Source organism: Aeromicrobium chenweiae, assembly GCF_003065605.1.
In the GTDB taxonomy this organism is placed as follows: Bacteria; Actinomycetota; Actinomycetes; order Propionibacteriales; family Nocardioidaceae; genus Aeromicrobium; species Aeromicrobium chenweiae.
In genome coordinates this window covers 1,989,068-2,014,926 of the sequence record NZ_CP026952.1, presented here as the reverse complement: position 1 = coordinate 2,014,926, position 25,859 = coordinate 1,989,068, and the positions used below count along the sequence as shown (strand labels likewise).

Sequence of the window (25,859 nt, the reverse complement as noted above, 5' to 3'; positions counted from 1 at the left end):
CCATGACCGAGCCGGACACCGCGACCCGCGCCGAGGGTCTGCTCGAGCAGATCGCCGACACGGCGCTCGACGACGACTACTACGTCGTCCGGTCCGGTCCGGGAGCGCAGCACCGGCAGTTCAACACCGTCCTGACCGGCGTGGTCATGGCCGTGTTCGCCCTGCTCGTCGCGATCGCCGCGATCCAGACCCGGTCGGACCGGCCGGCGACCGAGCGCGAGCGCGCGACCCTCATCAACAGCATCGACGCCCGCAAGAAGACGCTGGCCAGCCGTGAGGCGACGGCGGTGCGTCTCCGCGGGGAGGTGCAGGACCTGCAGGGTCGCGTCGACGGCTTCGACCCGGCCTACCAGGAGCTGCGCCTCATCGCGTCCGACGTCGCAGCGACCGGCCCGGGCATCACGGTGCGGGTCAGCCCCAACACGTTCGACGACCGGGAGGGGCAGATCCGCGACCGCGACCTGCGCATCCTCGTCAACGGCCTCTGGTACGCCGGGGCCGAGGCGGTGTCGGTCAACGGCAACCGCGTCGGCTCGCTGTCGGCGATCCGCTTCGCCGACAGCGTCATCAAGGTCAACTACCGCGGCATCGCGCCGCCGTACGTCGTCAAGGCGATCGGCGACAAGGACACCCTCGCCGAGCGGTTCGAGGAGAACCCCGCCGGTCGTTACTGGAAACGCAGGCAGAAGGATGCAGGGGTGAGCTTCGCCGTGACACGATCGTCCGACCTGCGGGTGGGCGTCGTGCCGCGGGCGCGGCTCACGATCCGACATGCGACAGCCATCAAGGGGGAAGAATGATCCCGGTCATCGGGCTCGCGCTCGGCGTCATCATCGGTCTGGCGTTCCAGCCGACCGTGCCGGCCGACCTGCAGCCGTACCTCCCGATCGCGATCGTGGCAGCGCTCGACGCCGTCGTCGGCGCGCTGCGCGCCCTGGGGGAGCGCCGCTTCGAGGACCGCGTGTTCGTCGTGTCCTTCATCTCCAACGTCGTGATCGCGGCCTTCATGGTCTACCTCGGCGACCAGCTGGGCGTCGGCTCGCAGCTGTCGACCGGGGTCGTCGTCGTTCTCGGCATCCGCATCTTCGCCAACGCTGCGGCGATCCGCCGACGGATCTTCCATGCCTGAGTCGTCACCTCGCAAGCGCCGCTCGCTGTTCAAGGTCAGCGTCTCCCAGCTCGTCGTCGCCGCCCTGATCGGCGGGCTGGCCTTCGCGATCACGGTGCAGGTGCGTGACGAGGACAACGACGACTACTCGGGCGTCCGCGGCGACGAGCTCGTGGAGCTGCTCAAGTCGCTCGACTCGGCGAACGAGCGGCTCAACGGCCAGATCGACGACCTCACGCTGACCCGCAACGGGCTCCTCAGCAGCACCCGGCGCAGCCAGCAGGCCCAGAAGCAGGCCAAGAAGCGGGCCGAGGAGCTCTCGATCCTGGCCGGCACCGTCGGGGCCACCGGTCCCGGCATCGAGGTCGTGATCCAGGACCCGGACCAGCAGATCGACGCCGCCGCGATCCTCGACGCGATCGAGGAGCTCCGCGACGCGGGGGCCGAGGTCCTCGCCCTCAACGGCGTCGCGCGGGTCGTCGCGCAGACGTACTTCCTGGACGACGAGAACCAGATCCGGGTCGGCGGCCGGGAGATCAAGCGGCCCTACCGGATCGAGGCGATCGGCGACGCGGCGAGCCTCGCGGAGGCGGTACGCTTCCCCGGCGGACTCGTCGACGCGCTGGAGAATCGCGGCGCGACGGTCGTCGTGAACCAGAAGGACAAGGTCACGATCACGGCTTTGGCCGACATCAAGAGCCCGGAGTACGCTCAAACCCCACCCTGACCTGGCAAGGAGCAACAACGGTGATCCCTGAGGACCTGTTTTACAGCGAGGAGCACGAGTGGGTGCGCCTCGACGAGGACATCGCCACGATCGGCATCACGGACTTCGCCCAGGACCAGCTCGGTGACATCGTCTACGTCGAGCTGCCGGCCGTCGGGGACCGCGTCGAGTCCGGATCGGTCATCGGCGAGCTCGAGTCCACCAAGTCCGTCAGCGACATCTACTCACCGCTGACCGGCGAGGTCGTGGCCCGCAACGACGCCCTCGACGGCAGCGCCGAGGTCATCAACTCCGACCCGTACGGAGAGGGCTGGCTCATCAAGGTGCGCTCGCTCGAGGACGACCCCACGGCCTCGCTCATCGAGGCGGAGGCGTACGCCGCTCTCACCGCCGACTGACCCAGCTCTCCGAAGCGTGGCTTCGTGTCCCGCGTCGGGTGCTAGGTTGGTCATCAACTCTCCACCAGCACTCAAGGTCGACCCCCAGGAGCTATGCCGATGTCTACGCCGGACCACGAGCCCGACGCTGAATCGTCTGTCCCCGGCGCCGATGCGCCCCAACCCGTGAGTGATCACACCACCCACATCCCGATCCTGGACGCCGACACCGAGGAGATGTCCGCCTCGGACGTCTCGGCGGTCGAGAACCTCCCGGCCGGCAGCGCGATGCTGCTGGTGCAGCGGGGACCCGACTCCGGTGCGCGCTTCCTGCTCGACAGCGATGTGGTGACCGTGGGTCGGCACCCGGACAGCGACATCTTCCTCGATGACATCAGCGTCTCGCGCCGCCACGCCACCTTCACGCGTACCGGCTCGGGCTACTCGATCACCGACCTGGGCAGCCTCAACGGCAGCTACGTCAACCGCGACCGCATCGACGGGGAGGTCACCCTCTCCGGCGGCGACGAGGTCCAGATCGGCAAGTACCGCCTCATCTACTTCTCCGGCGCCCCGAGGGCCACGGCGTGACCCAGCCGCTGCCGGAGCTGTCGAGGCTCGGGATCGGCAAGGTGCTCGACGAGCTGTTGCCGGAGTTCCCGGACCTCACGATCACCAAGATCCGCTACCTGGAGTCCGAGGGACTGCTGGAGCCCGAGCGCACGCCGTCGGGCTACCGCAAGTTCTCGTTCCACGACGTCGAGCGGCTGCGCTTCATCCTGCGTCAGCAGCGTGACAAGTTCTGGCCCCTCGGCCACATCCGTCAGGTCCTCGACGACATGGACCGCGGCGTCGTCCCCGACACCGAGCAGGCGGCCACGACCCGCGTGCCGCACCTGAGCCTGGCCGAGGACGGCCTGCCCGACGAGACGTCGTTCCTCGAGGGCTCGAGCACCGTGCGCCTGTCGCGCGCGGAGCTGATCGAGTCCGCGGGCATCGACGACGCGACGCTCGACGCGATCGAGGAGTTCGGCCTCATCAAGCGGCGCAGGTCCCAGACGTACTACGACGGGACCGCCCTGCAGGTCGCAGCGCTGGTGGGGGAGTTCGCCGAGCTCGGGCTCGAGCCGCGGCACCTCAAGATGTTCAGCGCCGCCGCCGACCGCGAGGTCGCGCTGTTCGACCAGGTCGTCTCGCCGCGCTCGCGCCGTCTCGACAAGGACGCGGCCGAGCGCACGATCGCCGGCCTCGCCGCGCTGTCCATCCGCCTGCAGGCCGTCCTGGTCAGAAGTCGACTGCACGGTTGAGCTGATGCGTGAGGTCGAGGTCGTGGGCGTGCGGGTCGAGATGCCGACCAACCAGCCGCTGGTCCTCCTCCGGGAGCTGGAGGGCAGCCGCTACCTGCCCATCTGGATCGGTGCGGTCGAGGCGTCCGCGATCGCGTACGCCCAGCAGGGCACCGCGACCATGCGGCCGCTGACCCACGAGCTGATGCAGCAGATGATCGAGGCGCTCGGCGACGAGCTCGACGAGGTGCGGATCACCGCGGTCGACGAGGGTGTGTTCTACGCGGTCCTGGTGTTCGCCTCCGGCGTCCACGTCGAGGCCCGTCCGTCGGACTCGATCGCGCTGGCACTGCGGGCGGGAGCCCGGATCGTCTGCGCCGAGGACGTCCTCGACGAGGCCGGCATCGCCTCGACGACCGAGGAGGACGAGGAGATCGAGAAGTTCCGGGAGTTCCTCGACGACGTGACGCCCGAGGACTTCGAGGAGTAAGTCTCAACTTTCGAGTGAGACTTGAAATCAAAGCGCCGACTCGCCCCGTCGGTCGTTGACCAGCGAAACTCTCACCCCTACCTTGAGAGTGCTGCCGAAGGTACACGGATGTAGTTCCGTGGCGGTAGTCTTCCCCCATACCAGCTTTGGAAGGCCCCCGGATGATCGAGTCGCACGACAACGACGCCACCGCCACGTCAGACGCGGCTGCGGAGGCCAGCGATCAGGGCCTCCTGTTCACCGACGACGTCTCGCCGCTGCCCGAGGACGCCGGTTTCCGCGGCCCGACCGCGTGCAACGCCGCCGGCATCACGTACCGCCAGCTGGACTACTGGGCCCGCACCAAGCTCGTCGAGCCCACGGTCCGCTCCGCGACCGGGTCGGGCACCCAGCGCCTCTACTCGTTCAAGGACATCCTGCTCCTCAAGATCATCAAGCGACTCCTCGACGCCGGCGTCTCGCTGCAGCAGATCCGGGTCGCGATCGACCACCTGCGGGTCCGCGGCACCGACGACCTGACCCAGGTCACGCTCATGAGCGACGGAGCCAGCGTCTACGAGTGCCGCTCGGCGGACGAGGTCATCGACCTCCTGCAGGGCGGCCAGGGCGTGTTCGGCATCGCGATCGGTGGTGTCTGGAAGGAGATCGAGGGCTCGCTGCACACCCTCCCGAGCGAGCGCGCCGTCGAGATCCCCGTCGCCGACGACGAGCTCGCCGCCCGCCGCCGGGCCCGTCTCTCCAGCTGACCCCGCGGCGCACGTGCGCCGCGTCACGTGAGCGCCCGCGCCACCTGGCCGGCTGATTGGTAGGCTGGACACGCTGTCGACCGCGCGTGGGAGAGTTCGCCCAGGCGGCGCCGAAGGGGCAATTCCTCCCCGGAACCTCTCAGGCACCAAGGACCACGCGATCCGAGGCAATTCTGGAGCCCCCACCGTCCGCGGCCGGGAGTGACAGAAGGGGAGGCGTCGTCCGACCTCGCCTCGACCTCCGGAGCTCTTCGTGTCCCACGCCTTCTCCAGCCGCCACATCGGCCCTTCGCCGTCCGACCAGGACGCCATGGTGCGCCGGGTCGGCTACGACTCGCTGGACGCCCTCATGCAGGCGGCCGTCCCGTCCGGGATCCGCAGCACGTCCGCGCTGGGCCTGCCGGCCGCGCAGACCGAGACCGAGGCGCTGTCCACGCTCCGCGCGCTCGCCGAGCGCAACAACCCCGGCGTCTCGATGATCGGGCTGGGCTACCACCCGACCGTCACGCCGGCCGTCATCCGCCGCAACGTGCTCGAGGACCCGTCCTGGTACACCGCGTACACGCCGTACCAGCCGGAGATCTCGCAGGGACGGCTCGAGGCGCTGATCAACTTCCAGACCCTCATCTCCGACCTGACGGGCCTGCCGACCGCCAACTCCTCCCTGCTGGACGAGGGCACCGCGGTGGCCGAGGCGATGACGCTGATCCGCCGGGCCACGAAGGGCAAGGACCAGCTGCCGATCATCATCGACGCGGGGCTGCTGCCGCAGACGCTGGCCGTCACGCACACGCGGGCGGACGCGCTGGGCATCGAGCTGCTCGAGGCCGATCTCTCCGCCGGCGTCCCGGACGTCGAGGCCGCCGGCACGATCATCGCCTACCCGCGCGCCGACGGACAGGTCACCGATCCGCGACCGGCCATCGAGGCGGCGCACGCGCACGGGGGCCTCGCGGTCGTCGTGGCCGACCCGCTGGCGCTGGTGCTGCTGTCCTCGCCCGGCTCGCTCGGGGCCGACGTCGTGGTCGGGTCGAGCCAGCGGTTCGGCGTGCCCATGTTCTACGGCGGGCCGCACGCCGGCTTCATGGCCGTCCGTCAGGGTCTCGAGCGCCACCTGCCGGGCCGCCTCGTCGGCGTCTCTGTCGACAGCGCGGGCCGCCCGGCGTACCGCCTGGCCCTGCAGACCCGCGAGCAGCACATCCGTCGTGAGAAGGCGACGTCGAACATCTGCACCGCCCAGGTGCTGCTGGCGGTCGCGGCGTCGATGTACGCCGTCTACCACGGCCCCGAGGGGCTGCGGCAGATCGCGTCGGAGGTCAACGCGTCCGCACGGCTGCTCGCCGCCGGCCTGCGCAGCGGGGGAGTCGAGGTCGCGGAGAGCGGCTTCTTCGACACCGTGATCGCGTCCGTGCCCGGTTCGGCCGCCGGCGTCGTGGCCAAGGCTCGCAAGGCCGGCGTCCACCTGCGCCTGGTCGACGCCGACCACGTCGGTGTCTCGACCAACGAGTCCACGACCCGCGCGCACCTCGACGCCGTCTGGGACGCGTTCGGCGTGTCCGGCGTCGACGAGGCGCCCGAGTCGCTCCCGGCCGACCTGCTCCGGACCGACGAGATCCTCACGCACCCGGTCTTCCACGAGCACCACAGCGAGACGCAGATGCTGCGCTACCTCAAGAAGCTCAGCGACCGGGACTACGCGCTCGATCGCGGCATGATCCCCCTCGGCTCGTGCACCATGAAGCTCAACGCGACCGCCGAGATGGAGCCCATCAGCTGGCCCGGCTTCGCCGACCTGCACCCGTTCGTGCCGGCCGAGGACGCCGCGGGCATGATCGAGCTCATCGAGACGCTCGAGTCGTGGCTCGCCGAGGTCACCGGCTACGCCGGCGTCTCGATCCAGCCGAACGCCGGCTCGCAGGGCGAGTTCGCGGGTCTGCTCGCGATCCGGGCGTACCACCGCAGCCGCGGCGACGACCACCGCACGGTGTGCCTCATCCCGAGCTCGGCCCACGGCACGAACGCCGCCTCCGCGGTCATGGCCGGCATGCGGGTCGTGCTGGTGAAGTCCACCGACCAGGGCGAGGTCGACCTCGACGACCTCCGCAAGCAGTGCGAGGCGCACGGTGACGACCTCGCCGCGATCATGGTGACGTACCCGTCCACGCACGGCGTCTACGAGCACGGCATCACCGAGCTGTGCGAGATCGTCCACGCCCACGGCGGCCAGGTATACGTCGACGGCGCCAACCTGAACGCGCTGCTGGGGCACGCGCAGCCCGGTGTGTTCGGCGGCGACGTGTCGCACCTGAACCTGCACAAGACGTTCTGCATCCCGCACGGCGGCGGCGGACCGGGCGTGGGACCGGTCGCGGTGGCCGAGCACCTCGTGCCGTTCCTGCCGACCCACCCGCTGCACCCCGTCGAGGGCAAGCGTGAGGGCGTCGGTGCGATCAGCGCGGCCCCGTACGGATCCGCGGGCATCCTGCCGATCCCGTACGCGTACATCGCGATGATGGGGGCCGAGGGCCTGACGGACGCCACGTCGGTCGCGGTGCTGTCGGCGAACTACATCGCCAAGCGCCTCGAGAGCGCCTTCCCGGTGCTCTACACGGGCGACAGCGATCTCGTGGCCCACGAGTGCATCCTCGACCTGCGGCCGCTCACGAAGGCGGCGGGGCTCACGATCGACGACGTCGCGAAGCGGCTCATCGACTACGGCTTCCACGCGCCGACGATGAGCTTCCCGGTGCCGGGCACGCTCATGGTCGAGCCGACGGAGTCCGAGGACCTGGCCGAGCTGGACCGGTTCTGCGACGCGATGCTCGCGATCCGCGCCGAGATCGACGACGTGGTGGCGGGGAAGTGGCCCGCAGGCGACAACCCGCTCGTCCACGCACCCCACACGATGCGGACGCTGCTGGACTGGCAGCACGCGTACGACATCGGCACCGGCGCGTTCCCGGCCGGCTCGGTCGACGACAAGTACTGGCCGCCGGTCGGGCGCATCGACCAGGCGTACGGTGACCGCCACCTCGCCTGCTCCTGCCCCCCGGTCGAGGCCTTCGCCGACTGACCCGACCCGCCCCCCCGTCCGCTGAGGGGAGAGTTGCGTCCCGCGAGGGGAGCCCCCCGCGCGCCGAGGGGAGAGTTGCGTCCGCTGAGGCGAGGACGGAAGTCTCCCGTCGCGGTGCGGAACTCTCCCGTCAGCGGTACGGGACTCTCCCGTCAGCGGACGGAAGTCTCCCGTCAGCGGACGGAAGTCTCCCGTCAGGGGTGGGGGTGGGCGGTGGCCCACCAGGAGACGACCTGGTCGACGACGGGGCCGGGCGTCTTGACCCAGTGCAGGTGGTCGGTGCTGCCGCCCTCGGGCGCGGCGGCCCGCGTGTAGACCCAGCGGGTCGTCACGTCCGGGTCCAGGAAGCGGGCGACGAACGCCTTGTTGGCGGTCGAGACGGCCAGGGCGTCGCCCTGGAGCTGGACGACCAGCGACGGCGTGGTCACCTTGCCCGGGACGGGGAACGGCGGCCGGCCGGTCCGCATGAAGCGGGCCCACTCGGTCATGAGCGTGCGTGCCCCCGGTGCGCCGAAGAACGGCTTCGGGACGTACCCGAGGATCCGCGTCACCACCGGGACGGCGAGGCTGAGGACCAGCAGAGGAGCGCCGCCGTACGGGTAGTGACGGAAGTGGGGCACACCGGCGCCGACCGAGACGAAGCCGTCGCTCGGTGGATGGTTGAGCTCGTGGCCGAGGCAGAGCTGGGCGCCGAGGCTGTGCCCGAGCACGATCACCGGGCGCTCGGGCTGGTCGGCCCGCGCCTTGCCCACCGCGTCGGCGATCTGGTCGATCCCGTCCGCGTAGCTCCAGTCGTGGTCCCGCGAGGCGATCGGCTCGCCGCGCTCGAACCCGTGGGTGGGCAGCGCTCGTGCCTCCCAGCCGCGCTCCTCGAACTCGGCCACCAGGGGGCGGTAGAAGCCGGACGGCACCGCCATCGCGGCGGCGATCAGGATGAGAGGTGAAGTCACGTCGTCATGATCGCATCGCGAGGGCGGTGCCGTCGGTGCAGGTCAGACCGGGATCGTCGCGATCGGCGGCGAGGTCGGCTGCTTGGAGCCGCCGGCCGGCTCGACGGTGACGGCGACGCGGTCGGCCCGCGTGATGCCGTCCATGACCATCTCGTCGCTGCGCTTGAACCAGCCCTGGCTCGTCGGGCCCTTCGCGCCGACCAGCCACACCTGGTAGACCTTGCCGTCGCCCGGGTCGGGCAGCTCGTTCGCGAAGATCACCGCGGCGTCCTTGGACGGCGACATGACCATGCGGACGTTGCCGCCGTCGTCGAAGACCTTCTCGACGGTCTGCGCATCGGCCGATGCCAGCACGCGCTGGACCTGGGCGTTGTGCTGGCGCTCCTGCGAGGCGTTCTGGTGCTCCACCACGTAGCCGCCGACGCCGGCGGCCCCGATCAGGAACGCTGCCGCCATCGCGAGACGGGGGAGCGTACGTCGCAGGCCGCGACGCTGCGCGAGCGCGGTGACGACGGGCCGCTCCTGCGGCGTCTGGCTGATCTCGGCCAGCAGCCGGTCACGCAGGGCGGGCGGCGGGGTGTGCCCGACCGCGTCACCGAGGCGCGCCGCGGTGGCCACGAACCCGGCGAGCTCGTCCTGGCAGTGGGTGCACTGGTCCAGGTGGGCCTCGAAGCGGTCGCGCTCCTCGCGGTCCAGGGCGTTCAGCGCGTACGGCGCGAGCAGGGAGTGCAGGTCGGTCATGACGCCACCCCCATGCAGTCGCGCAGGCGGACGATGCCGTCTCGCATCCGGGTCTTGACCGTGGCGGCGTTGGCCTCGAGGGTCGTGGCGACCTCGGCGTACGTGTAGCCCTGGTAGTACGCCAGCGTGACCGCCTCGCGCTGCAGCTCGGTGAGCCCGTCGAGGCACCGCTTGACCTGCTCGTGCTCGAGGCTGATCGTCACCGTCTCCTCGACCTCGTCGTAGTCGGGGCCGTTCGACCAGTCGTAGCGGTTCTCGCGGTTGGTCGCTGCCTGGTCGTGCCGCACGGCGTCGACGGCGCGGCGGTGGGCGAGCGTGAGGACCCAGCTCTTGGCGCTGCCTCGGGCTGCGTCGAAACGGGCGGCTGACTGCCACACCTGGATGAACACCTCTTGCGTGACCTCCTCGGCACGGGACGGATCGCGGATGACGCGCCGCGCCAGGCCGAACACCGAGGCGCCGAGCGCGTCGTAGACGGCCGCGAACGCGATCTCGTCGCCGCGACCGACCCTGGTCAGGAGATCGCCGAGATTGGCAGCACCGCCCGGCTCGTCGCCCGGTTCGCCCGCAACTCTCAGCCGCGCGGATGACGACACGGTGTTCTCCCTTCCCAGAAGCTTCCTACGAGCCATTCGCTGCTGCCTCCGGTGGGGATGGGTCAGAGACGCCAGAACCTCCGGCGTGTCCGCTTCATCCTAGGTGCTCGCCCGGATGCCATTACCGTGGACGCATGCCTGCCTTCGACCGTCTCGACCCGCTCTCGCTCGACGATCTCCTGAGCCCCGACGAGGTCGCGGTCCGCGACAGCGTTCGCACGATGCTCGCGCAGCAGGTGCAGCCGGACGTCGCCGAGTGGTTCGAGGCGGGGAAGGTCCCGGCCCCGCGCGAGCTCTTCCGCGAGTTCGGCAAGCTGGGGCTGCTCGGCATGCACCTGGAGGGCTACACGCTGCCTGGCATGTCGTCGGTCGACTACGGCCTGGCGTGCGCGGAGCTCGAGGCGTGCGACTCCGGGATCCGGTCCATGGTGTCGGTGCAGGGCTCGTTGGCGATGTACGCGATCTGGCGCTGGGCGTCCGAGGAGGAGAAGCAGCGCTGGCTCCCCGGCATGGGTGCCGGCGAGATCGTCGGGTGCTTCGGTCTGACCGAGCCCGACCACGGCTCCGACCCCGGCCGCATGCGGACGACCGCCCGACGCGACGGCGGCGACTGGGTCCTCGACGGCACCAAGATGTGGATCTCCAACGGCACGTTCGCGGACGTCGCGGTCGTCTGGGCGCAGACCGACGAGGGCATCCGCGGCTTCGCGGTCCCCACGGACTCGCCGGGATTCTCGGCCCGCGAGATCAAGCACAAGATGTCGCTGCGGGCGTCCGCGACGGCCGAGCTGATCCTGGAGGGCGTCCGGCTGCCCGACTCCGCGCGGTTCCCCGAGGTCCGCGGGCTCAAGGGGCCGCTGTCGTGCCTCACCGAGGCGCGGTACGGCATCGTCTGGGGATCGATGGGCGCGGCGCGTTCGTCGTACGAGGCGGCGCTCGACTACGCCCGCACGCGTGAGCAGTTCGGCCGCCCCATCGGGGGCTTCCAGCTGACCCAGGCCAAGCTCGCCGACATGTGCCTGGAGCTGCACAAGGGCCTGCTGCTGGCGCTGCACCTCGGCCGCCGCAAGGATGACGTGGGCCTGACGACCGAGCAGGTCAGCTTCGGCAAGCTCAACAACGTCCGCGAGGCGCTCGAGATCTGCCGGACGTCCCGCACGATCCTCGGAGCCAACGGCATCTCGCTGGAGTATCCGGTGATCCGCCACATGAACAACCTCGAGTCGGTGCTGACCTACGAGGGCACCGTCGAGATGCACCAGCTGATCCTCGGCCAGGCCCTGACGGGTCAGAACGCGTTCAGCTGACCCGGACCGGCAGCGTCCGGCTCGGTGTCGCGTGGGAGACTTCTCCTCGGACATCTGGACATCGCCGCCCCCGTGAGGCGGCTCGGAGCAAAGGCAGCGTGTGACCGATCTCGTCGCCTACGGCATCGCGATCCTCGCCGTCGTCATCGCCGCCTACGCCGGCTGGCACACGTACCGACGGCAGGACTTCAGCAACCCGTTGTTCTATGCCATCGCGGTGCTGGAGATCCTGCTCGTGGCCCTGCTGGTGGGCGGCTCGATCGCGCTCGGCCGCACCGATCGTGACGTCGACGGCGTGCTGTTCGTTTCCTACCTCGTCACGCTCGTCGTGATCCCGCCGGCCGCCGTGCTGTGGGGCATCGCAGAGAAGTCACGCTGGGGGACCGGCGTCGTGGTGATCGCCATGATCACCGTGGCAGCGTTGTCGGTCCGGCTCCTCGGCATCTGGAAGGGCACGTATGCCTGAGCGCTCGGACACCTCGCACGGCTTCGGCCGGGTGCTGGTCGCGGTCTACGCGGTCTTCGCGCTGGCGGCGTCGGCCCGGTCCCTCTACCAGCTGATCGCCAAGGTCGAGTCCGACACCGCGGTGCCGTACGTGCTCTCGGCGGTCGCCGGCATCGTCTACGTCCTCGCCACGTACGCCCTGGCGACCGACCGCCAGCGGCTCGCGCTGACGACCATCAGCATCGAGCTCGCCGGCGTCCTGGTGGTGGGCGTCCTGTCGCTCGCGGACCCGGACCTGTTCCCCGACGAGACGGTGTGGTCCGACTTCGGCCGCGGGTACGGCTTTGTCCCGCTGGTCCTCCCGCTCGTCGGCCTGTGGTGGCTGCGCCGCTCCAGGCCGGTTCGATGAGCTCGGAGTACACGCTCGTCTCCCACTGGACGGTGGCGCGGTCGCGCGAAGGGCTCTGGGACGTCCTCGACGAGTGGTTGGCGACCGACGACCCGATGGTGTGGTGGCCATCGGTGCAGACCGAGTCGTACGACGGGAACACCTTGCGGCTGCGGGCCAGGAGCGTGCTCGGGTACGCCCTGCGGTTCTCGCTGGACGACCTGGAGCGGAGCCGGCCCGAGACGCTGCGCTTCACGTCCTCGGGCGACCTACGAGGCAGGGGAGTGGTCACGTTCACCGACACCGGCACCGGTGCCTGCTCGATGCGGATCGACTGGCGGGTGGCGGTCGACCGGCGCTGGATGCGGCTGACCGGCTGGTTCCTGCGGCCGGCGTTCGTCGCGGGGCACCACCTGATCATGCGCCAGGGCGAGCGCAACCTGGCCCGCTGGCTGGAGGCGCAGCCCAGCTAGCCTCCCGTCGCGAGGGCTCAGGTCATCCCGCAGCGATCGCGGAAGAAGCCGAAGAGCGCGGCCCGCTGCGCCCGGGTGAGCGGCAGGAAGTACGAGGCGTTCTCGGGCAGACCGGGTCCGGACACCTCGACCCCGAACAGTGTGCCGACCTTGTCCTCGGCCAGGGCGTGCGGATCGCAGCGCGCGGGCACGACGGACATCTGGACGGTGGTCGGCGGGTCGCCCGGGTCCAGGCGCACGTCGAGTCGCGTCGGTCCCGCCTGGCGGAACAGCGTCGTCGAGGCGAAGCCGGTGAGGCGTACGCCGGCGACGTCGCCGGTCGGTGCCAACGTGATCGGCAGGCTCAGGACCGGCCCTCCGTCGCGGGCCGCGACGGTCGGTGTCCCGACGGTGACCGTGGCAGCCTTCTCGAGCGTCTCCTGGGCGCAGTCCCGGTCGACGACGTAGGCCGCATTGCCGTACGGGTCCTCGACGTCGACGGTCGACGTCCGCAGGTCGCCCGACCCCATCCGATACGTCAGCTGGAGCCTGGCGTCGAGGGCGCTGCCGCAACGACCGCGTGGCATGTCGAACTCGAGGTCTGTCTCGAACGTGGGGCCGATCGTCTCCGTGCCGGACCACCTGACCGTCGCGAACCGCGGCGACGTGAGCGTGAAGCTCGTGACCGTGATGGAGCGGCCGGCGTCGTTGTGCACGCGCAGGAAGACCTCACGTCCTTTGCGCTCGATACGTGACTGGTCGACGTGGATCGCGACGCCGTCGGGCAGGGGGCCGCGGTCGATGCTCTGGCCGTTGCCGCAGGCGGCGGTCACCAGCAGCACGACCGCGACGGCGATGCTCATGGGACGTGTCCGGGCGCTGCGCATGGTCAAGTATCGACCCGAATCTGCCGCGATGGCGGGAAGAATGCGGTGGAAGGAGGTTGTGCCGCGAGGCGTCCGTGGAGTAGAATCGAACATACGTTCTAATCCATCCGTGGAGCTCCAGATGATCCTCGACCAGCTGTCCGGCCTCACCCAGGACGCGGCCGCGCTGGAGCCCTGGTCCCTGACCGGTGCGGAGGTCCGCGAGGTGGTCGGTGCGGTCCAGCAGACCCGTACCGCGCTGGACGCGCTGATGTGCAGGCTGGCGGCGTCGGCCGATGCCATGGGACTGCCGAAGGACGACGGCGCGCCGTCCGTCACTGCATGGTTGGCCTCGACGACGGGGATGCCCAAGGCGGACGCGGCCAAGCTGGCCGCTCTGGCGCGGAGCACGTCGAGCGCCGAGACCACCCGTGCCGCGTGGGCAGCCGGTGAGATCTCCACCGATCAGGCCAAGGTGATCATGCAGGCCATCGACCGCTTGCCGGAGTGGGTCGGCGAGCAGGAGCGCACGGATGCTGAGGCCCACCTGATCGAGCTCGCCGGTCGTCACCACCTGGATGACCTGCGCCGGCTGGCCAACCGGGTGCTGGAGGTCATCGACCCCGATGGCGCCGACGAGGTGCTCGGCGAGCAGGTCCGTCGCGAGGAGGAGAAGGCCTGGGAGGCCACCCGCCTGACGATCAAACGCCGTGGCGACGGCACCACCCGTGGGACCTTCCTCATCCCGGACGCGGATGCGGACACCCTGAGGGCTGCGATCGAAGGGATCATCGCCCCGCGCCGTGCGGCCATCAACGCCGCCCGCCGTGGTCTCGACGTCGGGGACTTCAACGCATTGCCACGGGACCAGAGGATGGGACACGCGTTCGTCGAGCTGATCGAGCACCTGCCGACCGGCGCCCTCCCGCAGTCGGGAGGTCTGGCGGCCACCGTCGCGGTCACCGTCGACGTCGATGACCTGCGGACCGGGCGCGGCACCGCGACCAACACGTCCGGGACGACGACCTCGGCGAGGAAGGCCCAACGCCTGGCGTGCAACGCCCGCCTCGTCGCGCTCTACCTGGATTCGGAGTCCAAGGTCCTCGACCTCGGCACCACGCGACGCATCTACGACCGCCACCAGCGTCTGGCGCTGGCCGTGCGCGACAAGGGCTGCGTGTTTCCCGACTGTGACAGGCCGCCCGCATGGTGCGAGGCGCACCACCTCAACTTCTGGGCCGAAGGAGGCCCCACCGACCTCGACAACGCGGCCCTGCTGTGCCACTTCCACCACTTCTTGCTCCACGAAGGCGAATGGACCGCGCGGATGGCCCCCGACGGCGTCATCGAGGTGATCCCGCCGCGCCGGGTGGATCCCGAGCAGAGACCGCGCCGCCATGCGAGGTTCACGAAGCAGAGACCCCGCGCCGCCTGAGCGCCTCCGCCGTCGGCGCGAGCGGTGGATCTTCGTTACAGTGTGTCTCGCCGGGCTTGGTGGCGCCTCCTGTCGGCTTCCTGAGTGTCGACCGCTGCCGCCGGCTTGCACAGATTGGGGACTGCATGTTCATCACTCGCTCACGCCGTGTCGCCGCGGCCACCATCGCTTCTCTCGCCCTCGTGGGGCTCGCCGCCTGCGGCGGTTCCGACTCCGACGAGCCGGCCGACGACAAGAAGTCGTCCGCGGCTGCACCCGCGCCCGAGCCGACCGAGGAGACCTCCGCGGCTCCTGCGGCCTCCGGCAACCAGCCCGCCTGGGCCAAGCCCGCGCTGGAGGGCGGCGAGAAGATCTCGACGGTCAAGGCCGGCGACATCACGGTCGACATCTACCAGGTCGGCACGACGAAGGCGACCAGGACCGGTCAGTTCGTCGATCCCGACACCAACAAGCCCTTGCTCGACAAGGGCGACGACATCGTGTTCGTCAACTACGTGATCACGAACAACGGCCAGCCGGTCGATCTCGGCTCGTCCCTGGTCAGCGTCGAGCCGCGCTACAAGGACTGGAAGTACCTGCAGGGCATGGACGCGGTCGTCGACGACGCCCTGTTCGAGCAGCAGAAGGTCAACAAGGAGGGCATCGTCACGGGCGCCTACAACGAGAAGGGCATCTACCCCTTCGGTGCGGGCGAGTCGTACACGTACGGGGAGAACTTCAAGTACCAGAAGAACTCGCCGATCACCTTCAAGGTGACGATCACCCCGGTCGACGCCGAGGGCGAGCTCGTGCACGACAAGCGGGTCGAGGGCGAGGGCGACGGCACGATCAAGTAGTCGCACACCACGATGGTCCCGGGCTGCTGACGCGGCTCGGGACCATCGTGCTGTTGGAGCGCTGACGGGTCAGGCGAGCGCGCGAGCCGACCAGGCCGGGGAGAGCGCCACGACGTCACCGATGATCGTGATCGCGGGCGACTCGACGCCGCCTGCCGCGGCCGTGTCCGCGAGGGTCGCGAGGGTCGCGACGGTGACCCGCTGGCTCGGGCTGAAGCCGCGCTCGACGATGGCCGCCGGGGTGTCGCTGCGGTGTCCTGCCGCGATCAGGTCCGCGCACGTCTCGGCCAGCCGCCGGACCCCCATCAGCATCACCAGCGTGTGGCCGCCGTCGTGCGGCAGGGAGCCGATCTCCTCATGCCCGGTGACGACCGAGAACCCGCGGGCGACGCCGCGGTGCGTCACGGGAATGCCGGCAGCCGCCGCGACCGAGATGGCGCTCGTGACGCCGGGGACGACCTCGACCGGGATCCCGGCCTCGCGGCATGCGATCAGCTCCTCGCCGCCACGGCCGAACACGTACGGGTCGCCGCCCTTGAGGCGGACGACGACCTTGCCCTGACGTGCCCGGTCCACCAGCAGCGCGTTGATCTCGTGCTGGGGGATCGGGTGGTGGTCGGGCATCTTGCCGACGTCGATCACCTCCACGTCGGCGTCGAGCTCCGCGAGCACCGCGTGCGGCGCGAGGCGGTCGACGACCACGACGTCCGCCTCGGCAAGCAGGCGACGCCCGCGGGTCGTGAGAAGTCCCGGATCGCCGGGACCGCCGCCGACGAGCGCGACGAAGCCGTCCGGGTGGTGGGTGCGGTGGCGCATGGGCAGCTCGCCGGCCTGCAGCGCCGCGGCCACGCCGTCCCGCAGCGCGGTGGCGCGTCCTGCGTCCCCACCGCCGCTGACGGCGACGAGCACGTCGTCGACGCGGGCGACGGCCGGCGCCCACGCGGTCGCGTGCTCGGGGTCGCCGCCTTTCAGGCACCAGATGCGGGCCGCCTCGGCGTCGTGGGCGACGAGGTCGTCGACGGGGGAGTCGGTCGCGGTCTGCACCAGCCATGCGCCCTCGAGGTCACCGGTGACGTACGTCCGCTGGACCCACTCGACGTCACCGCGCCCGATCGACGACGCCAACGAGTCCGAGACCTCCGGCGAGATCACCACGACGGCCGCGCCGGCCTCGAGTAGGGACAGCGTGCGCCGGGTGGCCACGTGCCCGCCACCGACGACGACGACGCGACGTCCCGCGATCCGGAGGGTCAGCGGGAGGCTTCCGGTCATGCAGAGACTGTAGCGGCGGCAGCCGATGCGACCTCGGCCTTGGTGTCGAGCAGGGCGTCGCCGACCATGCCGGCCGCCAGCGTGGTGCCGTCCTGGCCGTCGATGAGCAGGAACGCACCCGTGCCTCGCGAGTGGAGGTACTCCTCGGCGGGGATGGGCGAGGCCAGGCGCAGCGTGACGTGCCCGATGTCGTTCAGGCCGAGCGAGTCCGCCGGCAGGAGCCGGGCGTCGTCGAGGTCGAGCTTGCCGCTGATGACCTTGACCATCGCCTGGACGGTCCGGGTCCCGTGCTTGAGCAGCACCTTGGTGCCCGGTGCGAGGCTGCTCTCCGCGAGCCACGCAATCGTGCCGTCGATGTCCTGGGTGACCGCCGGGACGCTGCGCGAGGTCACGATCAGGTCACCGCGGGAGATGTCGATGTCGTTCTGGAGCCGCAGCGTCACCGACTGGGGTGCGTACGCCTCGGTGAGCTCGCGTCCGGCGAAGTCGATGCCGGTCACGACGCTGGTGCGTCCGCTCGGCTGGACCGTGATGGCGTCGCCGACGCGCACGAGCCCGGACGAGATCTGTCCGGCGTACCCGCGGTAGTCGCGGAACTCCTCGCCGGCAGCGGACTGGGGGCGGATGACCATCTGCACCGGGAAGCGCAGCGGCTCGGAGTGGGGGTCGCCCACCGGGGACAGCTGCTCGAGGAACGACAACAGGCTGGGCCCGTCGTACCAGGGCGTGCGGGTGGATCGCTCGACCACGTTGTCGCCGTCCAGCGCGGAGACCGGGATCGTCGCGACGTCGTGCAGGCCGAGGCTCCGGGCGGAGGCCAGCACCTCGTCGGAGACCCGGGTGTACGTGTCCTCGTCGAAATCGACGAGGTCGATCTTGTTGACCACCACCACGACGTGCGGGACGCGCAGCAGCGAAGCGACCGCGAGGTGGCGGCGCGTCTGCTCCTGGATGCCGTGGCGGACGTCCACCAGCAGCACGACGACGTCGGCGGTGCTGGCGCCCGTGACGGTGTTGCGGGTGTACTGCACGTGCCCGGGGCAGTCGGCCAGGATGAACGATCGCTCGGCGGTCGCGAAGTAGCGGTACGCGACGTCGATCGTGATGCCCTGCTCGCGCTCGGAGCGCAGGCCGTCGGTCAGCAGCGCCAGGTCGGCGGACGCCAGACCGCGGTCACGGCTGACCCGCTCGACCGCGTCGAACTGGTCGGCGAGGACGGACTTGGAGTCGTACAGGAGCCGGCCGACCAGGGTGGACTTGCCGTCGTCGACGGAGCCGGCGGTCGCGAGGCGCAGGAGCGTACGCATCAGAAGTAGCCTTCCTTCTTGCGGTCTTCCATGGCCGCCTCGGACGCGCGGTCGTCGGCGCGGGTCGCGCCTCGCTCGGTGAGCCGGGTCGCCGCGACCTCGACGATGACGTCCTCGACGGTCACCGCGTCGCTCTCGACGGCTCCGGTGCAGGACATGTCGCCGACCGTGCGGTAGCGGACCTGGCGCTTCTCCACGGTCTCGCCGTCGCGGGGGAGGGAGACGTCGCTGACGGCGACGAGCATGCCGTCGCGCTCGAAGACCTCGCGCTGGTGGGCGTAGTAGAGCTCGGGGAGCTGGATGTCCTCGGCGCCGATGTACTGCCAGACGTCGAGCTCGGTCCAGTTGCTCAGCGGGAAGACCCGGACGTGCTCACCGGGCCGGTGCCGACCGTTGTAGAGGTTCCACAGCTCGGGACGCTGGTTGCGCGGGTCCCACTGGCCGAACTCGTCGCGCAGGGAGAACACGCGCTCCTTGGCGCGGGCCTTCTCCTCGTCGCGGCGGCCACCACCGAAGACCGCGTCGAACCGGCCGTCCGTGATCGCGTCGAGCAGGGGCTGGGTCTGCAGCTGGTTGCGGGTGCCGTCGCTGCGCTCGCGCAGACGACCGTCGTCGATGTAGTCCTGGACGCTCGCGACCTCGAGCCGCAGGCCGAGCCGCTCCACCGTGGCGTCACGGAAGGCGAGCACCTCGGGGAAGTTGTGCCCGGTGTCGACGTGCAGGACGGGGAAGGGCACGGGCGCGGGCCAGAACGCCTTCGTGGCGAGGTGCAGCATCACGACGGAGTCCTTGCCGCCGGAGAAGAGCAGCACGGGGCGCTCGAACTCGGAGACCACCTCGCGGATGATGTGGATCGCCTCGGACTCCAGCCACTCGAGCTGGGTGAGGCGGCGTTCCTTCGTCTGGGTCATCGTTCCCTTTGTCGGTGCAGGTGCGGGTGGAGCAAGCAGATCAGGTGTGCAGGCCGCACTCGGTCTTGTCGAGCCCCGCCCACCGGCCGGCGCGCGGATCCTCACCGGGGGCGACCCTTCGGGTGCAGGTGGCGCAGCCGATCGACGGGTAGCCGTCGTTGACGAGCGGGTTGACGATGATGTCGTTGGACTCGGCGTACGCCAGCAGGTCGTCGAACGTCCAGGCCGCCAACGGGTTGATCTTCACCAGGCTGTTCTTGTCGTCCCAGCTGATGAAGGGGGTGTTCGCGCGGGTCGGCCCCTCGTCGCGGCGGACGCCGGTGATCCAGACCTCGTAGCCCTGCAGGGTCTCGTGCAGCGGCTCGACCTTGCGCATCGCACAGCACAGGCCGGGATCGCGCTCGTAGAGCTTCTCGCCGAACTCGGCGTCCTGCTCGGCCACGCTGAGGCGCGGCCTCACGTCGACGATCGTCAGCCGCATCGACGCCTCGACCGCGTCGCGGGTGCCGATCGTCTCGGCGAAGTGATAGCCGGTCTCCAGGAAGAGCGTGTCGACCCAGGGGAGGTGGCGTGCCACGACCGCGGGGAGGACCGCGTCGGCCATCGAGCACGCGACCGCGGTCCGGTAGCCGAACTCCTGCCCGACCCAGGCGAGGACGGTGTCGGTGTCCGTGTCGGCGAGACGCTCGTGTGCCGCCTCGGCGATCGCCCGGAGCTCGTCGTTGCTCCGGCGTGGTGTCAGCAGGGCCTCGCGTGACGCCAGGTGCGTCGTCCTGGCATCCTGATGGGCGGCCTGCCGCTCGCGGCGCTCGGACAGGGTGAGGGTGACGTCACTCATCAGGTGCACCCCTCTCGAAGACGGACGACGGTTCACGGTCGTCGTCAGCGTAGGTCGCCGCGTGACGGGTGTCGCTGAGCGCGAGAACACGTCCGCATCCCGGAACGAGAACCCGTGACCCAGGTCACACGCAGGGACGCACATGATTGGGCAGCGTCACCTTGGGTACCCGCTTTGCCGACGACACGAGTCGTCACCGACAGGGAGGGAAACCATGTGGGAGACCATTCTGTGGATTGCCGCAGTGATCATCGGCGTGTTCGGAGTCATCCGGCTCGTCCAGCGTGACTTCTTGTACGGAGCCGTGCTGATCGTCGTCGCGCTCCTGGTGGGCCCTGGAGGCGTCAGCATCTTCAGCTGATGGCTGGCGAAGGGCCGTGCGGGTCGCACGGCCCTTCGCCATGTCCGGGCATTGGTCGTAGCCTCAGCACATGCGCTTCATCGACATCCACCCCGAGAACCCTCAGCAGCGGTCCGTCGACCAGGCCGCGGCCATCATCACGAGTGGTGGGCTGATCGCCTACCCCACCGATTCCGGGTACGCGCTCGGTGCGCAGCTGGGCAACAAGGACGCGCTCGACCGCATCCGCTCGATCCGCAAGCTCGACTCCAAGCACCACTTCACGCTGGTGTGCAAGGACTTCGCGCAGCTCGGCCACTTCGTCAACGTGGACAACGCGATCTTCCGCGCGGTCAAGAACGCGACCCCGGGCCCGTACACGTTCATCCTCCCGGCGACCCGCGAGGTCCCGCGACGGCTGCTGCACGAGAAGAAGAAGACGGTCGGCGTACGCATCCCCGACAGCCGCATCGTCGCGGCGCTGCTGGCGGCCGTGGGCGAGCCGCTGCTCTCCACGACCCTGATCCTGCCGGGGGAGACCGAGGCGATGAGCGCCGCCTGGGTCATCGCCGAGGAGCTCGACGGGCAGATCGACGCCGTCATCGAGTCCGGCGAGGACGTCATCGCCGAGCCGACGACCGTCGTCGACTTCTCCAACGGCCCGGCCGAGGTCGTGCGCGTCGGCGCGGGGGATCCCACCCCCTTCGAGTGACGGAGGGGCCCGCCTCAGAGCCCTTGTCCGCCGCGACCGGGAGTCGTACGGTGCACGCATGAGCACGCCGACATACGTCTTCGTCCCCGGGGCGGGCGGGCTCGCGTCCTTCTGGGACCTGGTCCGGCAACGCCTCGATGCGAGGGACGTCCCGAGCGTCGCGGTGACCCTGCCCGGCCCCGATCCCTCGCAGGGCCTGCCCGAGTACGTCGACCTGGTGGTCGATGCGGCAGCGCCGTACCGGGAGGTGGTGCTGGTGGCGCAGTCGCTCGGCGGATTCTCGGCGTCGTGGGCGGCGGACCGCATCGCACCCCGCGAGCTGGTGCTGATCAACGCGATGATCCCGAGACCCGGCGAGACCGCCGGCGAGTGGTGGGAGGCCACCGGGTCGGGACCCGCCCGCGCGGCCAACGACGTCCGTGAAGGACGCGACCCCGACGCTGGTCTCGACGCGGACGTCTACTTCTTCCACGACCTGCCACCCGAGACGCTCACGACCCTGCAGCCGTCGCCCGACGAGACCGACACCGTCTTCGCGGCGCCGTGGGGCCCGGCCGGGTGGCCCGACGTGCCGACCCGGGTGATCGCCGGCGCCGACGACCGCCTCTTCCCGCTGTCCTTCCAGCGCCGGGTCGCCCGCGAGCGCCTCGGTCTCGAGGTCGAGACCGTCGCCGGGGGACACCTGGCCGCGCTGAGCCGTCCCGATGAGCTGGCAGCGGCGATCCTGCGGACGATGTGAGCGTCCTGGTCTGTCCCAAGGGCGACGACCACGTCGCGGCGCGCTACGCCGTGCTCGACCCGTCGGGCAACGTCTTCTCGATCAGCGCGGCCGACCAGGACGGGAGGCGAACACCAGGGGCACGGTGGCGGCGATCGCCGCGATGCCGGCGAGCATCAGTGTCTCCGGGGAGATCGCGGTGAGCGCCAGGGTGTTGAGCAGCGGAGCGGCGAAGCCGACGTACGTGAGGCTGTAGAACACCGCGTTGAGGGTGCCGAGGTCGTCAGGACGTGCGAGCGCCTCGACTGCGGTCAGGCCGCCGACGAGGACCAGCCCGTACGCCGCGCCGAGCAGCATCGCGGCGGGGAGCACCAGCCAGGCCAGGCCGGTCAGGTCGAGCAGGATCCCCGTCGCCAGACCGGCCGCTGCGGCCCCGAGACCGGTGGTGATGATGAGTCTCGGGTCGCCCAGACGTCGGCCGAGCGGCTGGATGGCCACGCCCGTCCACAGCGTCAGACCCGCGAGGGCGCCGGTCACGGCGATCGGGGCGACGCCGATCTCGACGAACGTGGGGAGGGTGGCGAAGCTGGTCGAGGCGGCGCCGAACACCCACGGCGCGGTGAGCAGGATGGCCATCAGGAACGGCCGGGACAGCAGGGCCTCACGGACATGGCTGCGTCGACGCGGCTCGTCGGCGCTGCGCGGCACGAACGGCTCGGGAGCGTGCCACGCCACGGCGATGACCAGCGCCATCAGCGCGAGGTGCGGGACGTACGGCACGATCGTCGGGGCCGGGAGCCACTGCGCACAGATGCCGGCCACCAGCGGACCGGAGCCGAATCCCGCTGACAGGGCGAGGGTGGCTCGTCGGGCCCCGGTGCCGCCGGGACGATCAGCCGACAGCTCCTTGACCCACGCAGTTCCGGGGGCGAACGCCGCACCGGACGCGATGCCGGCGGCGAGCCGACCGATGAGCAGCAGCTCGAAGCTGTCGCGCCCGACGATCAGCACGACGGTGGCGATGGTCGACAGCACCAGGACCGGACGCACGACCCGTCGTCGCCCGATCCGGTCGGAGATCGGGGCGACGATCAGCAGCGCCGGGATCAGGCCGAGGGCGTACGCCCCGAAGAGGGCGGTGACCATCTCGCTGGATGCGCCGTCCTCCGCTCGGTAGACGAGCAACATCGCGGCGAACTGGTTGGCACCCCAGCCGACGGCGAACATCGCCAGCGCCACCCGCACCCAGCCGGGGATGCGCTGCACGACCGCGGACGGCGCGGGGCGCCGCCGGACGGGCGCGACGAGGTCGCGAGCAGGTGTCGAGTCGTCCATGATCGGGACTCATCGTGTCAGATCGAGCGGTAGTCGACCCGGGGGCTGCGTGGACCACGGCGCTCCGGCCGGGCCAGGGGGCTGAGGGCGATGAGGCGGACCACGCGCTGGCGGTGCGGACGCCACGGCTCCAGCACCTCTTCGAGCTCGGCGTCGTCGAACGGTCGGCCGGCGAGGACGAGGCCGATGTCCTTGGCGACATGGAAGTCGCCGAACGAGACCGCATCGGCGTCTCCCAGCGCACGGATGCCGACCTCGGCGACCGTCCAGACGCCGACGCCGGGGATGCTGCGGAGGCCGCGACGGACGGCGGCATGGTCTCGACCGTGCCTGGCCACCAGGCCGTCGACCTGCTGGCCCACCCGCGCGCAGGCCTGCGCCGTGCGGGCGCGTTGCGGGTCGATCCCGGCGCGGTGCCACTCCCACGAGGGGATCGAGGCCCACGTCTCGGCGGTCGGGAACACCCGCATGCCGTCGGGGGCGGGCCCCGGCGCGGGATCGCCGAAGCGCAGGTGGAGCCGGCGCCAGGCCGCGAACGCGTCGAGGCCCACGACACGTTGCTCGATGACGCCGCCGATCAGGGCCTCCAGCACGCGACCGGTGCGGGGGACACGGAGCCCGGGGTGGCGGCGGTGCGAGTCGATGACGATCGGGTGGCGGGGCTCGAACCCGGTCGGGTCGTCGTCCGCGCCGACGAGCGCCGGCAGGCCGTCGAGCATCTCCGCCGCGCCCGGCCCCCACGCGTGGGCCGTCACGAGACGCGGGTGCGGCTGACGCAGCCGGTAGGTGACCGGACCGGACGCCATGCGGCTCGTGCGCCACAGCGTTGTCCCGTCGCGCCTGGTCGTCGGGTCGCCTGCACCACGACGCAGCAGCGACAGCGTCAACATGACGTTGACGTCTGTGGGCAGCGCGAGCTCGCGGGTCTGGGGCAGCTCGTCGGGCGTCGGCACGCCCATCAGTCTGCCGGGCCGGTACGACAGCGGATCACGCGTGGCGTCCGAACGTGCTGCGCAGACGTGCGAGGAGTCGCCGCCACCAAGGCACGGGAGCGGCGGCACGCTCGGCGGCACGGATCTCGGCGAGCCGGCGTTTCTGCTCGGCCACCCGGTCGGCGCGTCGGCGGGCCCAGGCGTCCACCTCGGCCTCGACGTCCCGCAGCGGGGTGATCACCGGGGGACCGCCCTGGAGCTGCCGGCGGGCGTCGACGATGCGGGCGTTGAAGTCCTCGACCACCCGGCGCACGCCGTCCGCGACGGTCTCGCGGTCCAGCACGTCGTCCAGGCGGGCGTCCTCGGTCCGCAGCGCGAGCGCCGGCGGGAGGACGCTGATCTTCTCCCGCTCGATCAGGCGCTTGAGCCACCAGTCCGGGTCGTGCGGGCGGTCGAGACCGGGGATGGGCTTGCCCGCGCCGGGCAGGTTGTCGAACTCGCCGTCGCGCATGGCCTGCTGGACCTGGATCTCGACCCAGGCGGACTGGCTCGCGATGCGTCGGTCGCGGGCCTTCGCGGCCTCCTCGGCAGACTCCTCGGTGTCGTCCTGACCGGCGCGTTCAGCCTCCAGGCGCTGGCGATACTCGTGCAGCTTGCGGTCCCGCTCGCTCACCGGCATCACCCCCAACAGTTCGACGGCTCCAGCCTACGCAAGGACCTGAAGGCCGACACCCGGACAGACCGCACGCAGCGAGCGAGCAGCACCGGTCAGGTGTCGTAGTCGTAGAACCCCTTGCCGGTGGCGATCCCCAGTCGTCCCTTGTCGATGTACTCGCGCTTGAGGATCTCGGCGAACTCCCGCTTGACCGGGTCGTCGCTGTGGACGTTGAGGTTGTACGGCGTCTCCATGCCGACGACGTCGAAGATCTGGAACGGCCCCGCGGGAGCGCCGGTGGCCTTGCGCCACGTCAGGTCGATCGTCTCGATGTCGGCGACGCCGCGCACCCACAGGTCCGCCGCTGCGCTCAGCAGGGGGACGAGCAGCGAGTTGAGGACGTAGCCGGGCTGCTCCTTCTTGACGCGGATGGCGATCATGCCGATCTCCTCGGCGAACTGGGCGACCGCCTCGAACGCCTCGGGGGACGTGCCGGCGTGCCCCATGACCTCACCGGTGTTGTTGCGCCAGATCTCGTTCGCGAAGTGCAGCGCGAGGAACTTGTCGGGCCGGCCCGTCGCGTCGGCGATGGCGCTGGGCAGCAAGGTGGAGGAGTTGGTCGCGAAGATCGTCCGGCTGGGAGCGACAGCGGCCACCTTGGCCCAGGTGTCCCGCTTGATGTCGAGCACCTCCGGGACGGCCTCGATGACCAGGTCGGCGTCCTTCAGCGCGTCGGCGAGGTCGCTGGTCGCACGGATCCGCCCGACGGCGGCGTCGAGCTTCTCCTCGGTCACGTCGGGCAGGTCGGTCAGGTAGCGCTGGCGCAGGAACTCCCAGCGCGCCGGCAGCTTGGCCAGGATCTCGTCGTTGATGTCGTAGGCGACGACGTCCTTGCCGTGGTACGCGGCCTGGAAGATGATCTGTGAGCCGAGCACACCGGTGCCCAGGACCGTGAGGTTCTGCATTGCGTGTCCTTCCTGCGACGTCGTGCCACCGGGCCGGCGGCACCTGGTTCA

Annotated in this window: 30 protein-coding genes and 1 riboswitch; of the genes, 18 read left to right on the top strand and 12 right to left on the bottom strand. The window is 70.6% G+C overall.

Annotation, left to right across the window (positions count from 1 at the left end):
- The first annotated feature begins 2 nt into the window (after positions 1-2).
- The 9 genes from C3E78_RS09690 (at position 3) to gcvP (ending at position 7,807) form a co-directional block, all read left to right on the top strand.
- Positions 3-800, top strand: a complete 798-nt coding sequence (locus C3E78_RS09690; RefSeq protein WP_108578096.1) for a DUF881 domain-containing protein — start codon at positions 3-5, stop codon at positions 798-800.
- Positions 797-1,129, top strand: a complete 333-nt coding sequence (locus tag C3E78_RS09685) for a small basic family protein (RefSeq protein WP_108578095.1) — start codon at positions 797-799, stop codon at positions 1,127-1,129. Before C3E78_RS09690 ends, C3E78_RS09685 begins: the two co-directional genes overlap by 4 nt.
- A complete protein-coding gene (locus C3E78_RS09680) occupies positions 1,122-1,835 on the top strand; it encodes a DUF881 domain-containing protein (RefSeq protein WP_108578094.1) in 714 nt (237 codons plus the stop codon). Before C3E78_RS09685 ends, C3E78_RS09680 begins: the two co-directional genes overlap by 8 nt.
- Before the next feature lie 20 nt (positions 1,836-1,855).
- Positions 1,856-2,233, top strand: a complete 378-nt coding sequence (gene gcvH / locus C3E78_RS09675; RefSeq protein WP_108578093.1) for a glycine cleavage system protein GcvH — start codon at positions 1,856-1,858, stop codon at positions 2,231-2,233.
- Positions 2,234-2,398: 165 nt separating this feature from the next.
- Positions 2,399-2,803: an FHA domain-containing protein gene (locus C3E78_RS09670; protein ID WP_328591579.1), complete on the top strand. Its 405-nt coding sequence runs from the start codon at positions 2,399-2,401 to the stop codon at positions 2,801-2,803.
- Positions 2,800-3,519 (top strand): transcriptional regulator FtsR, encoded by a 720-nt coding sequence (ftsR, locus tag C3E78_RS09665; RefSeq protein ID WP_108578091.1) that lies wholly within the window; start codon positions 2,800-2,802, stop codon positions 3,517-3,519. The genes C3E78_RS09670 and ftsR overlap by 4 nt, the downstream gene beginning before the upstream one ends.
- Positions 3,520-3,523: 4 nt before the next feature.
- Positions 3,524-3,988, top strand: a complete 465-nt coding sequence (locus C3E78_RS09660) for a bifunctional nuclease family protein (protein WP_108578090.1) — start codon at positions 3,524-3,526, stop codon at positions 3,986-3,988.
- Positions 3,989-4,149: 161 nt separating this feature from the next.
- Entirely contained in the window at positions 4,150-4,734 is a 585-nt protein-coding gene (locus C3E78_RS09655) for a MerR family transcriptional regulator (protein WP_108578089.1), read from the top strand.
- A 77-nt stretch (positions 4,735-4,811) separates the two neighbouring features.
- Positions 4,812-4,900, top strand: a riboswitch (glycine riboswitch).
- Positions 4,901-4,987: 87 nt separating this feature from the next.
- On the top strand, positions 4,988-7,807 hold the full coding sequence (gene gcvP, locus C3E78_RS09650; RefSeq protein ID WP_108578088.1) for an aminomethyl-transferring glycine dehydrogenase: 2,820 nt from the start codon (positions 4,988-4,990) through the stop codon (positions 7,805-7,807).
- A 194-nt stretch (positions 7,808-8,001) separates the two neighbouring features.
- Here gcvP and C3E78_RS09640 read toward each other — a convergent pair whose 3' ends face one another.
- The 3 genes from C3E78_RS09640 to sigK are packed head-to-tail and all read right to left on the bottom strand — an operon-like array spanning position 8,002 to position 10,094.
- Positions 8,002-8,757: a serine aminopeptidase domain-containing protein gene (locus tag C3E78_RS09640; protein ID WP_108578087.1), complete on the bottom strand. Its 756-nt coding sequence runs from the start codon at positions 8,755-8,757 to the stop codon at positions 8,002-8,004.
- Positions 8,758-8,799: 42 nt separating this feature from the next.
- Positions 8,800-9,498, bottom strand: a complete 699-nt coding sequence (locus C3E78_RS09635) for an anti-sigma factor (protein WP_108580839.1) — start codon at positions 9,496-9,498, stop codon at positions 8,800-8,802.
- Positions 9,495-10,094, bottom strand: a complete 600-nt coding sequence (gene sigK, locus C3E78_RS09630; protein WP_235833762.1) for an ECF RNA polymerase sigma factor SigK — start codon at positions 10,092-10,094, stop codon at positions 9,495-9,497. Before sigK ends, C3E78_RS09635 begins: the two co-directional genes overlap by 4 nt.
- Before the next feature lie 134 nt (positions 10,095-10,228).
- Between sigK and C3E78_RS09625 the strand changes: the two genes are divergently transcribed.
- The 4 genes from C3E78_RS09625 to C3E78_RS09610 all read left to right on the top strand — a co-directional run bounded on the left by C3E78_RS09625 (position 10,229) and on the right by C3E78_RS09610 (position 12,707).
- Positions 10,229-11,401 (top strand): acyl-CoA dehydrogenase family protein, encoded by a 1,173-nt coding sequence (locus C3E78_RS09625; RefSeq protein ID WP_108578085.1) that lies wholly within the window; start codon positions 10,229-10,231, stop codon positions 11,399-11,401.
- A gap of 100 nt (positions 11,402-11,501) precedes the next feature.
- A complete protein-coding gene (locus C3E78_RS09620; protein ID WP_108578084.1) occupies positions 11,502-11,867 on the top strand; it encodes a hypothetical protein in 366 nt (121 codons plus the stop codon).
- The gene (locus tag C3E78_RS09615; protein WP_108578083.1) at positions 11,860-12,255 is read left to right on the top strand and encodes a hypothetical protein; all 396 of its coding nucleotides are present in this window, start codon (positions 11,860-11,862) and stop codon (positions 12,253-12,255) included. The genes C3E78_RS09620 and C3E78_RS09615 overlap by 8 nt, the downstream gene beginning before the upstream one ends.
- The gene (locus C3E78_RS09610; protein WP_135804920.1) at positions 12,252-12,707 is read left to right on the top strand and encodes an SRPBCC family protein; all 456 of its coding nucleotides are present in this window, start codon (positions 12,252-12,254) and stop codon (positions 12,705-12,707) included. The genes C3E78_RS09615 and C3E78_RS09610 overlap by 4 nt, the downstream gene beginning before the upstream one ends.
- 17 nt (positions 12,708-12,724) lie before the next feature.
- Here the strand turns inward: C3E78_RS09610 and C3E78_RS18315 are convergent, their stop codons facing one another.
- Positions 12,725-13,549 carry a hypothetical protein gene (locus C3E78_RS18315; RefSeq protein WP_159085861.1) on the bottom strand — a complete coding sequence of 275 codons (825 nt, stop codon included), beginning with the start codon at positions 13,547-13,549 and terminating at the stop codon, positions 12,725-12,727.
- Between the two features lie 133 nt (positions 13,550-13,682).
- Between C3E78_RS18315 and C3E78_RS09600 the strand changes: the two genes are divergently transcribed.
- Both C3E78_RS09600 and C3E78_RS09595 read left to right on the top strand, forming a co-directional pair.
- Positions 13,683-14,987 (top strand): HNH endonuclease signature motif containing protein, encoded by a 1,305-nt coding sequence (locus C3E78_RS09600; protein WP_159085860.1) that lies wholly within the window; start codon positions 13,683-13,685, stop codon positions 14,985-14,987.
- 125 nt (positions 14,988-15,112) lie between these two features.
- Positions 15,113-15,823 carry a hypothetical protein gene (locus C3E78_RS09595; protein WP_108578079.1) on the top strand — a complete coding sequence of 237 codons (711 nt, stop codon included), beginning with the start codon at positions 15,113-15,115 and terminating at the stop codon, positions 15,821-15,823.
- Between the two features lie 69 nt (positions 15,824-15,892).
- Here C3E78_RS09595 and cobA read toward each other — a convergent pair whose 3' ends face one another.
- Genes cobA through C3E78_RS09575 form a run of 4 tightly spaced genes read right to left on the bottom strand, consistent with a single transcriptional unit; the run spans position 15,893 to position 20,151 of the window.
- Positions 15,893-17,095, bottom strand: a complete 1,203-nt coding sequence (gene cobA / locus C3E78_RS09590) for a uroporphyrinogen-III C-methyltransferase (protein ID WP_108578078.1) — start codon at positions 17,093-17,095, stop codon at positions 15,893-15,895.
- On the bottom strand, positions 17,092-18,402 hold the full coding sequence (locus tag C3E78_RS09585) for a sulfate adenylyltransferase subunit 1 (RefSeq protein ID WP_108578077.1): 1,311 nt from the start codon (positions 18,400-18,402) through the stop codon (positions 17,092-17,094). Before C3E78_RS09585 ends, cobA begins: the two co-directional genes overlap by 4 nt.
- The gene (gene cysD, locus C3E78_RS09580; RefSeq protein WP_108578076.1) at positions 18,402-19,313 is read right to left on the bottom strand and encodes a sulfate adenylyltransferase subunit CysD; all 912 of its coding nucleotides are present in this window, start codon (positions 19,311-19,313) and stop codon (positions 18,402-18,404) included. Before cysD ends, C3E78_RS09585 begins: the two co-directional genes overlap by 1 nt.
- Positions 19,314-19,353: 40 nt before the next feature.
- Positions 19,354-20,151 (bottom strand): phosphoadenylyl-sulfate reductase, encoded by a 798-nt coding sequence (locus C3E78_RS09575; protein WP_108580838.1) that lies wholly within the window; start codon positions 20,149-20,151, stop codon positions 19,354-19,356.
- Between the two features lie 214 nt (positions 20,152-20,365).
- On the opposite strand from C3E78_RS09575, the gene C3E78_RS18455 reads away from it, so the two are divergent.
- The 3 genes from C3E78_RS18455 to C3E78_RS09565 all read left to right on the top strand — a co-directional run bounded on the left by C3E78_RS18455 (position 20,366) and on the right by C3E78_RS09565 (position 21,942).
- Positions 20,366-20,512, top strand: coding sequence for a GPGG-motif small membrane protein (locus tag C3E78_RS18455; RefSeq protein ID WP_168217220.1), 147 nt, complete (start codon positions 20,366-20,368; stop codon positions 20,510-20,512).
- Positions 20,513-20,582: 70 nt separating this feature from the next.
- Positions 20,583-21,203, top strand: a complete 621-nt coding sequence (locus tag C3E78_RS09570) for an L-threonylcarbamoyladenylate synthase (protein ID WP_108578075.1) — start codon at positions 20,583-20,585, stop codon at positions 21,201-21,203.
- A 58-nt stretch (positions 21,204-21,261) separates the two neighbouring features.
- Positions 21,262-21,942, top strand: a complete 681-nt coding sequence (locus C3E78_RS09565; protein ID WP_108578074.1) for an alpha/beta fold hydrolase — start codon at positions 21,262-21,264, stop codon at positions 21,940-21,942.
- 81 nt (positions 21,943-22,023) lie between these two features.
- Here C3E78_RS09565 and C3E78_RS09560 read toward each other — a convergent pair whose 3' ends face one another.
- The 4 genes from C3E78_RS09560 to C3E78_RS09545 form a co-directional block, all read right to left on the bottom strand.
- Positions 22,024-23,256: an MFS transporter gene (locus tag C3E78_RS09560; protein ID WP_108578073.1), complete on the bottom strand. Its 1,233-nt coding sequence runs from the start codon at positions 23,254-23,256 to the stop codon at positions 22,024-22,026.
- A gap of 17 nt (positions 23,257-23,273) precedes the next feature.
- The gene (locus C3E78_RS09555; RefSeq protein ID WP_235833763.1) at positions 23,274-24,209 is read right to left on the bottom strand and encodes a DNA-3-methyladenine glycosylase family protein; all 936 of its coding nucleotides are present in this window, start codon (positions 24,207-24,209) and stop codon (positions 23,274-23,276) included.
- Between the two features lie 34 nt (positions 24,210-24,243).
- Complete coding sequence (locus C3E78_RS09550) at positions 24,244-24,867, bottom strand: DnaJ family domain-containing protein (RefSeq protein ID WP_108578072.1); 624 nt, start codon at positions 24,865-24,867, stop codon at positions 24,244-24,246.
- Positions 24,868-24,956: 89 nt separating this feature from the next.
- Complete coding sequence (locus C3E78_RS09545) at positions 24,957-25,808, bottom strand: 3-hydroxyacyl-CoA dehydrogenase (RefSeq protein WP_108578071.1); 852 nt, start codon at positions 25,806-25,808, stop codon at positions 24,957-24,959.
- Positions 25,809-25,859: the final 51 nt, after the last annotated feature.

Coding starts and splice junctions, on each gene's coding strand:
- C3E78_RS09565 (WP_108578074.1), top strand. CDS start 21,262: ATGAGCACGCCGACATACGTCTTCGTCCCCGGGGCGGGCGGGCTCGCG.
- C3E78_RS09560 (WP_108578073.1), bottom strand. CDS start 23,256: ATGGACGACTCGACACCTGCTCGCGACCTCGTCGCGCCCGTCCGGCGG.
- C3E78_RS09615 (WP_108578083.1), top strand. CDS start 11,860: ATGCCTGAGCGCTCGGACACCTCGCACGGCTTCGGCCGGGTGCTGGTC.
- cobA (WP_108578078.1), bottom strand. CDS start 17,095: ATGACCGGAAGCCTCCCGCTGACCCTCCGGATCGCGGGACGTCGCGTC.
- C3E78_RS09680 (WP_108578094.1), top strand. CDS start 1,122: ATGCCTGAGTCGTCACCTCGCAAGCGCCGCTCGCTGTTCAAGGTCAGC.
- C3E78_RS09610 (WP_135804920.1), top strand. CDS start 12,252: ATGAGCTCGGAGTACACGCTCGTCTCCCACTGGACGGTGGCGCGGTCG.
- C3E78_RS09635 (WP_108580839.1), bottom strand. CDS start 9,498: ATGACCGACCTGCACTCCCTGCTCGCGCCGTACGCGCTGAACGCCCTG.
- C3E78_RS09655 (WP_108578089.1), top strand. CDS start 4,150: ATGATCGAGTCGCACGACAACGACGCCACCGCCACGTCAGACGCGGCT.
- C3E78_RS09575 (WP_108580838.1), bottom strand. CDS start 20,151: ATGAGTGACGTCACCCTCACCCTGTCCGAGCGCCGCGAGCGGCAGGCC.
- C3E78_RS09595 (WP_108578079.1), top strand. CDS start 15,113: ATGTTCATCACTCGCTCACGCCGTGTCGCCGCGGCCACCATCGCTTCT.
- C3E78_RS18315 (WP_159085861.1), bottom strand. CDS start 13,549: ATGAGCATCGCCGTCGCGGTCGTGCTGCTGGTGACCGCCGCCTGCGGC.
- C3E78_RS09550 (WP_108578072.1), bottom strand. CDS start 24,867: ATGCCGGTGAGCGAGCGGGACCGCAAGCTGCACGAGTATCGCCAGCGC.
- cysD (WP_108578076.1), bottom strand. CDS start 19,313: ATGACCCAGACGAAGGAACGCCGCCTCACCCAGCTCGAGTGGCTGGAG.
- C3E78_RS09585 (WP_108578077.1), bottom strand. CDS start 18,402: ATGCGTACGCTCCTGCGCCTCGCGACCGCCGGCTCCGTCGACGACGGC.
- C3E78_RS09625 (WP_108578085.1), top strand. CDS start 10,229: ATGCCTGCCTTCGACCGTCTCGACCCGCTCTCGCTCGACGATCTCCTG.
- C3E78_RS09660 (WP_108578090.1), top strand. CDS start 3,524: ATGCGTGAGGTCGAGGTCGTGGGCGTGCGGGTCGAGATGCCGACCAAC.
- C3E78_RS18455 (WP_168217220.1), top strand. CDS start 20,366: ATGTGGGAGACCATTCTGTGGATTGCCGCAGTGATCATCGGCGTGTTC.
- C3E78_RS09570 (WP_108578075.1), top strand. CDS start 20,583: ATGCGCTTCATCGACATCCACCCCGAGAACCCTCAGCAGCGGTCCGTC.
- C3E78_RS09690 (WP_108578096.1), top strand. CDS start 3: ATGACCGAGCCGGACACCGCGACCCGCGCCGAGGGTCTGCTCGAGCAG.
- C3E78_RS09545 (WP_108578071.1), bottom strand. CDS start 25,808: ATGCAGAACCTCACGGTCCTGGGCACCGGTGTGCTCGGCTCACAGATC.
- C3E78_RS09685 (WP_108578095.1), top strand. CDS start 797: ATGATCCCGGTCATCGGGCTCGCGCTCGGCGTCATCATCGGTCTGGCG.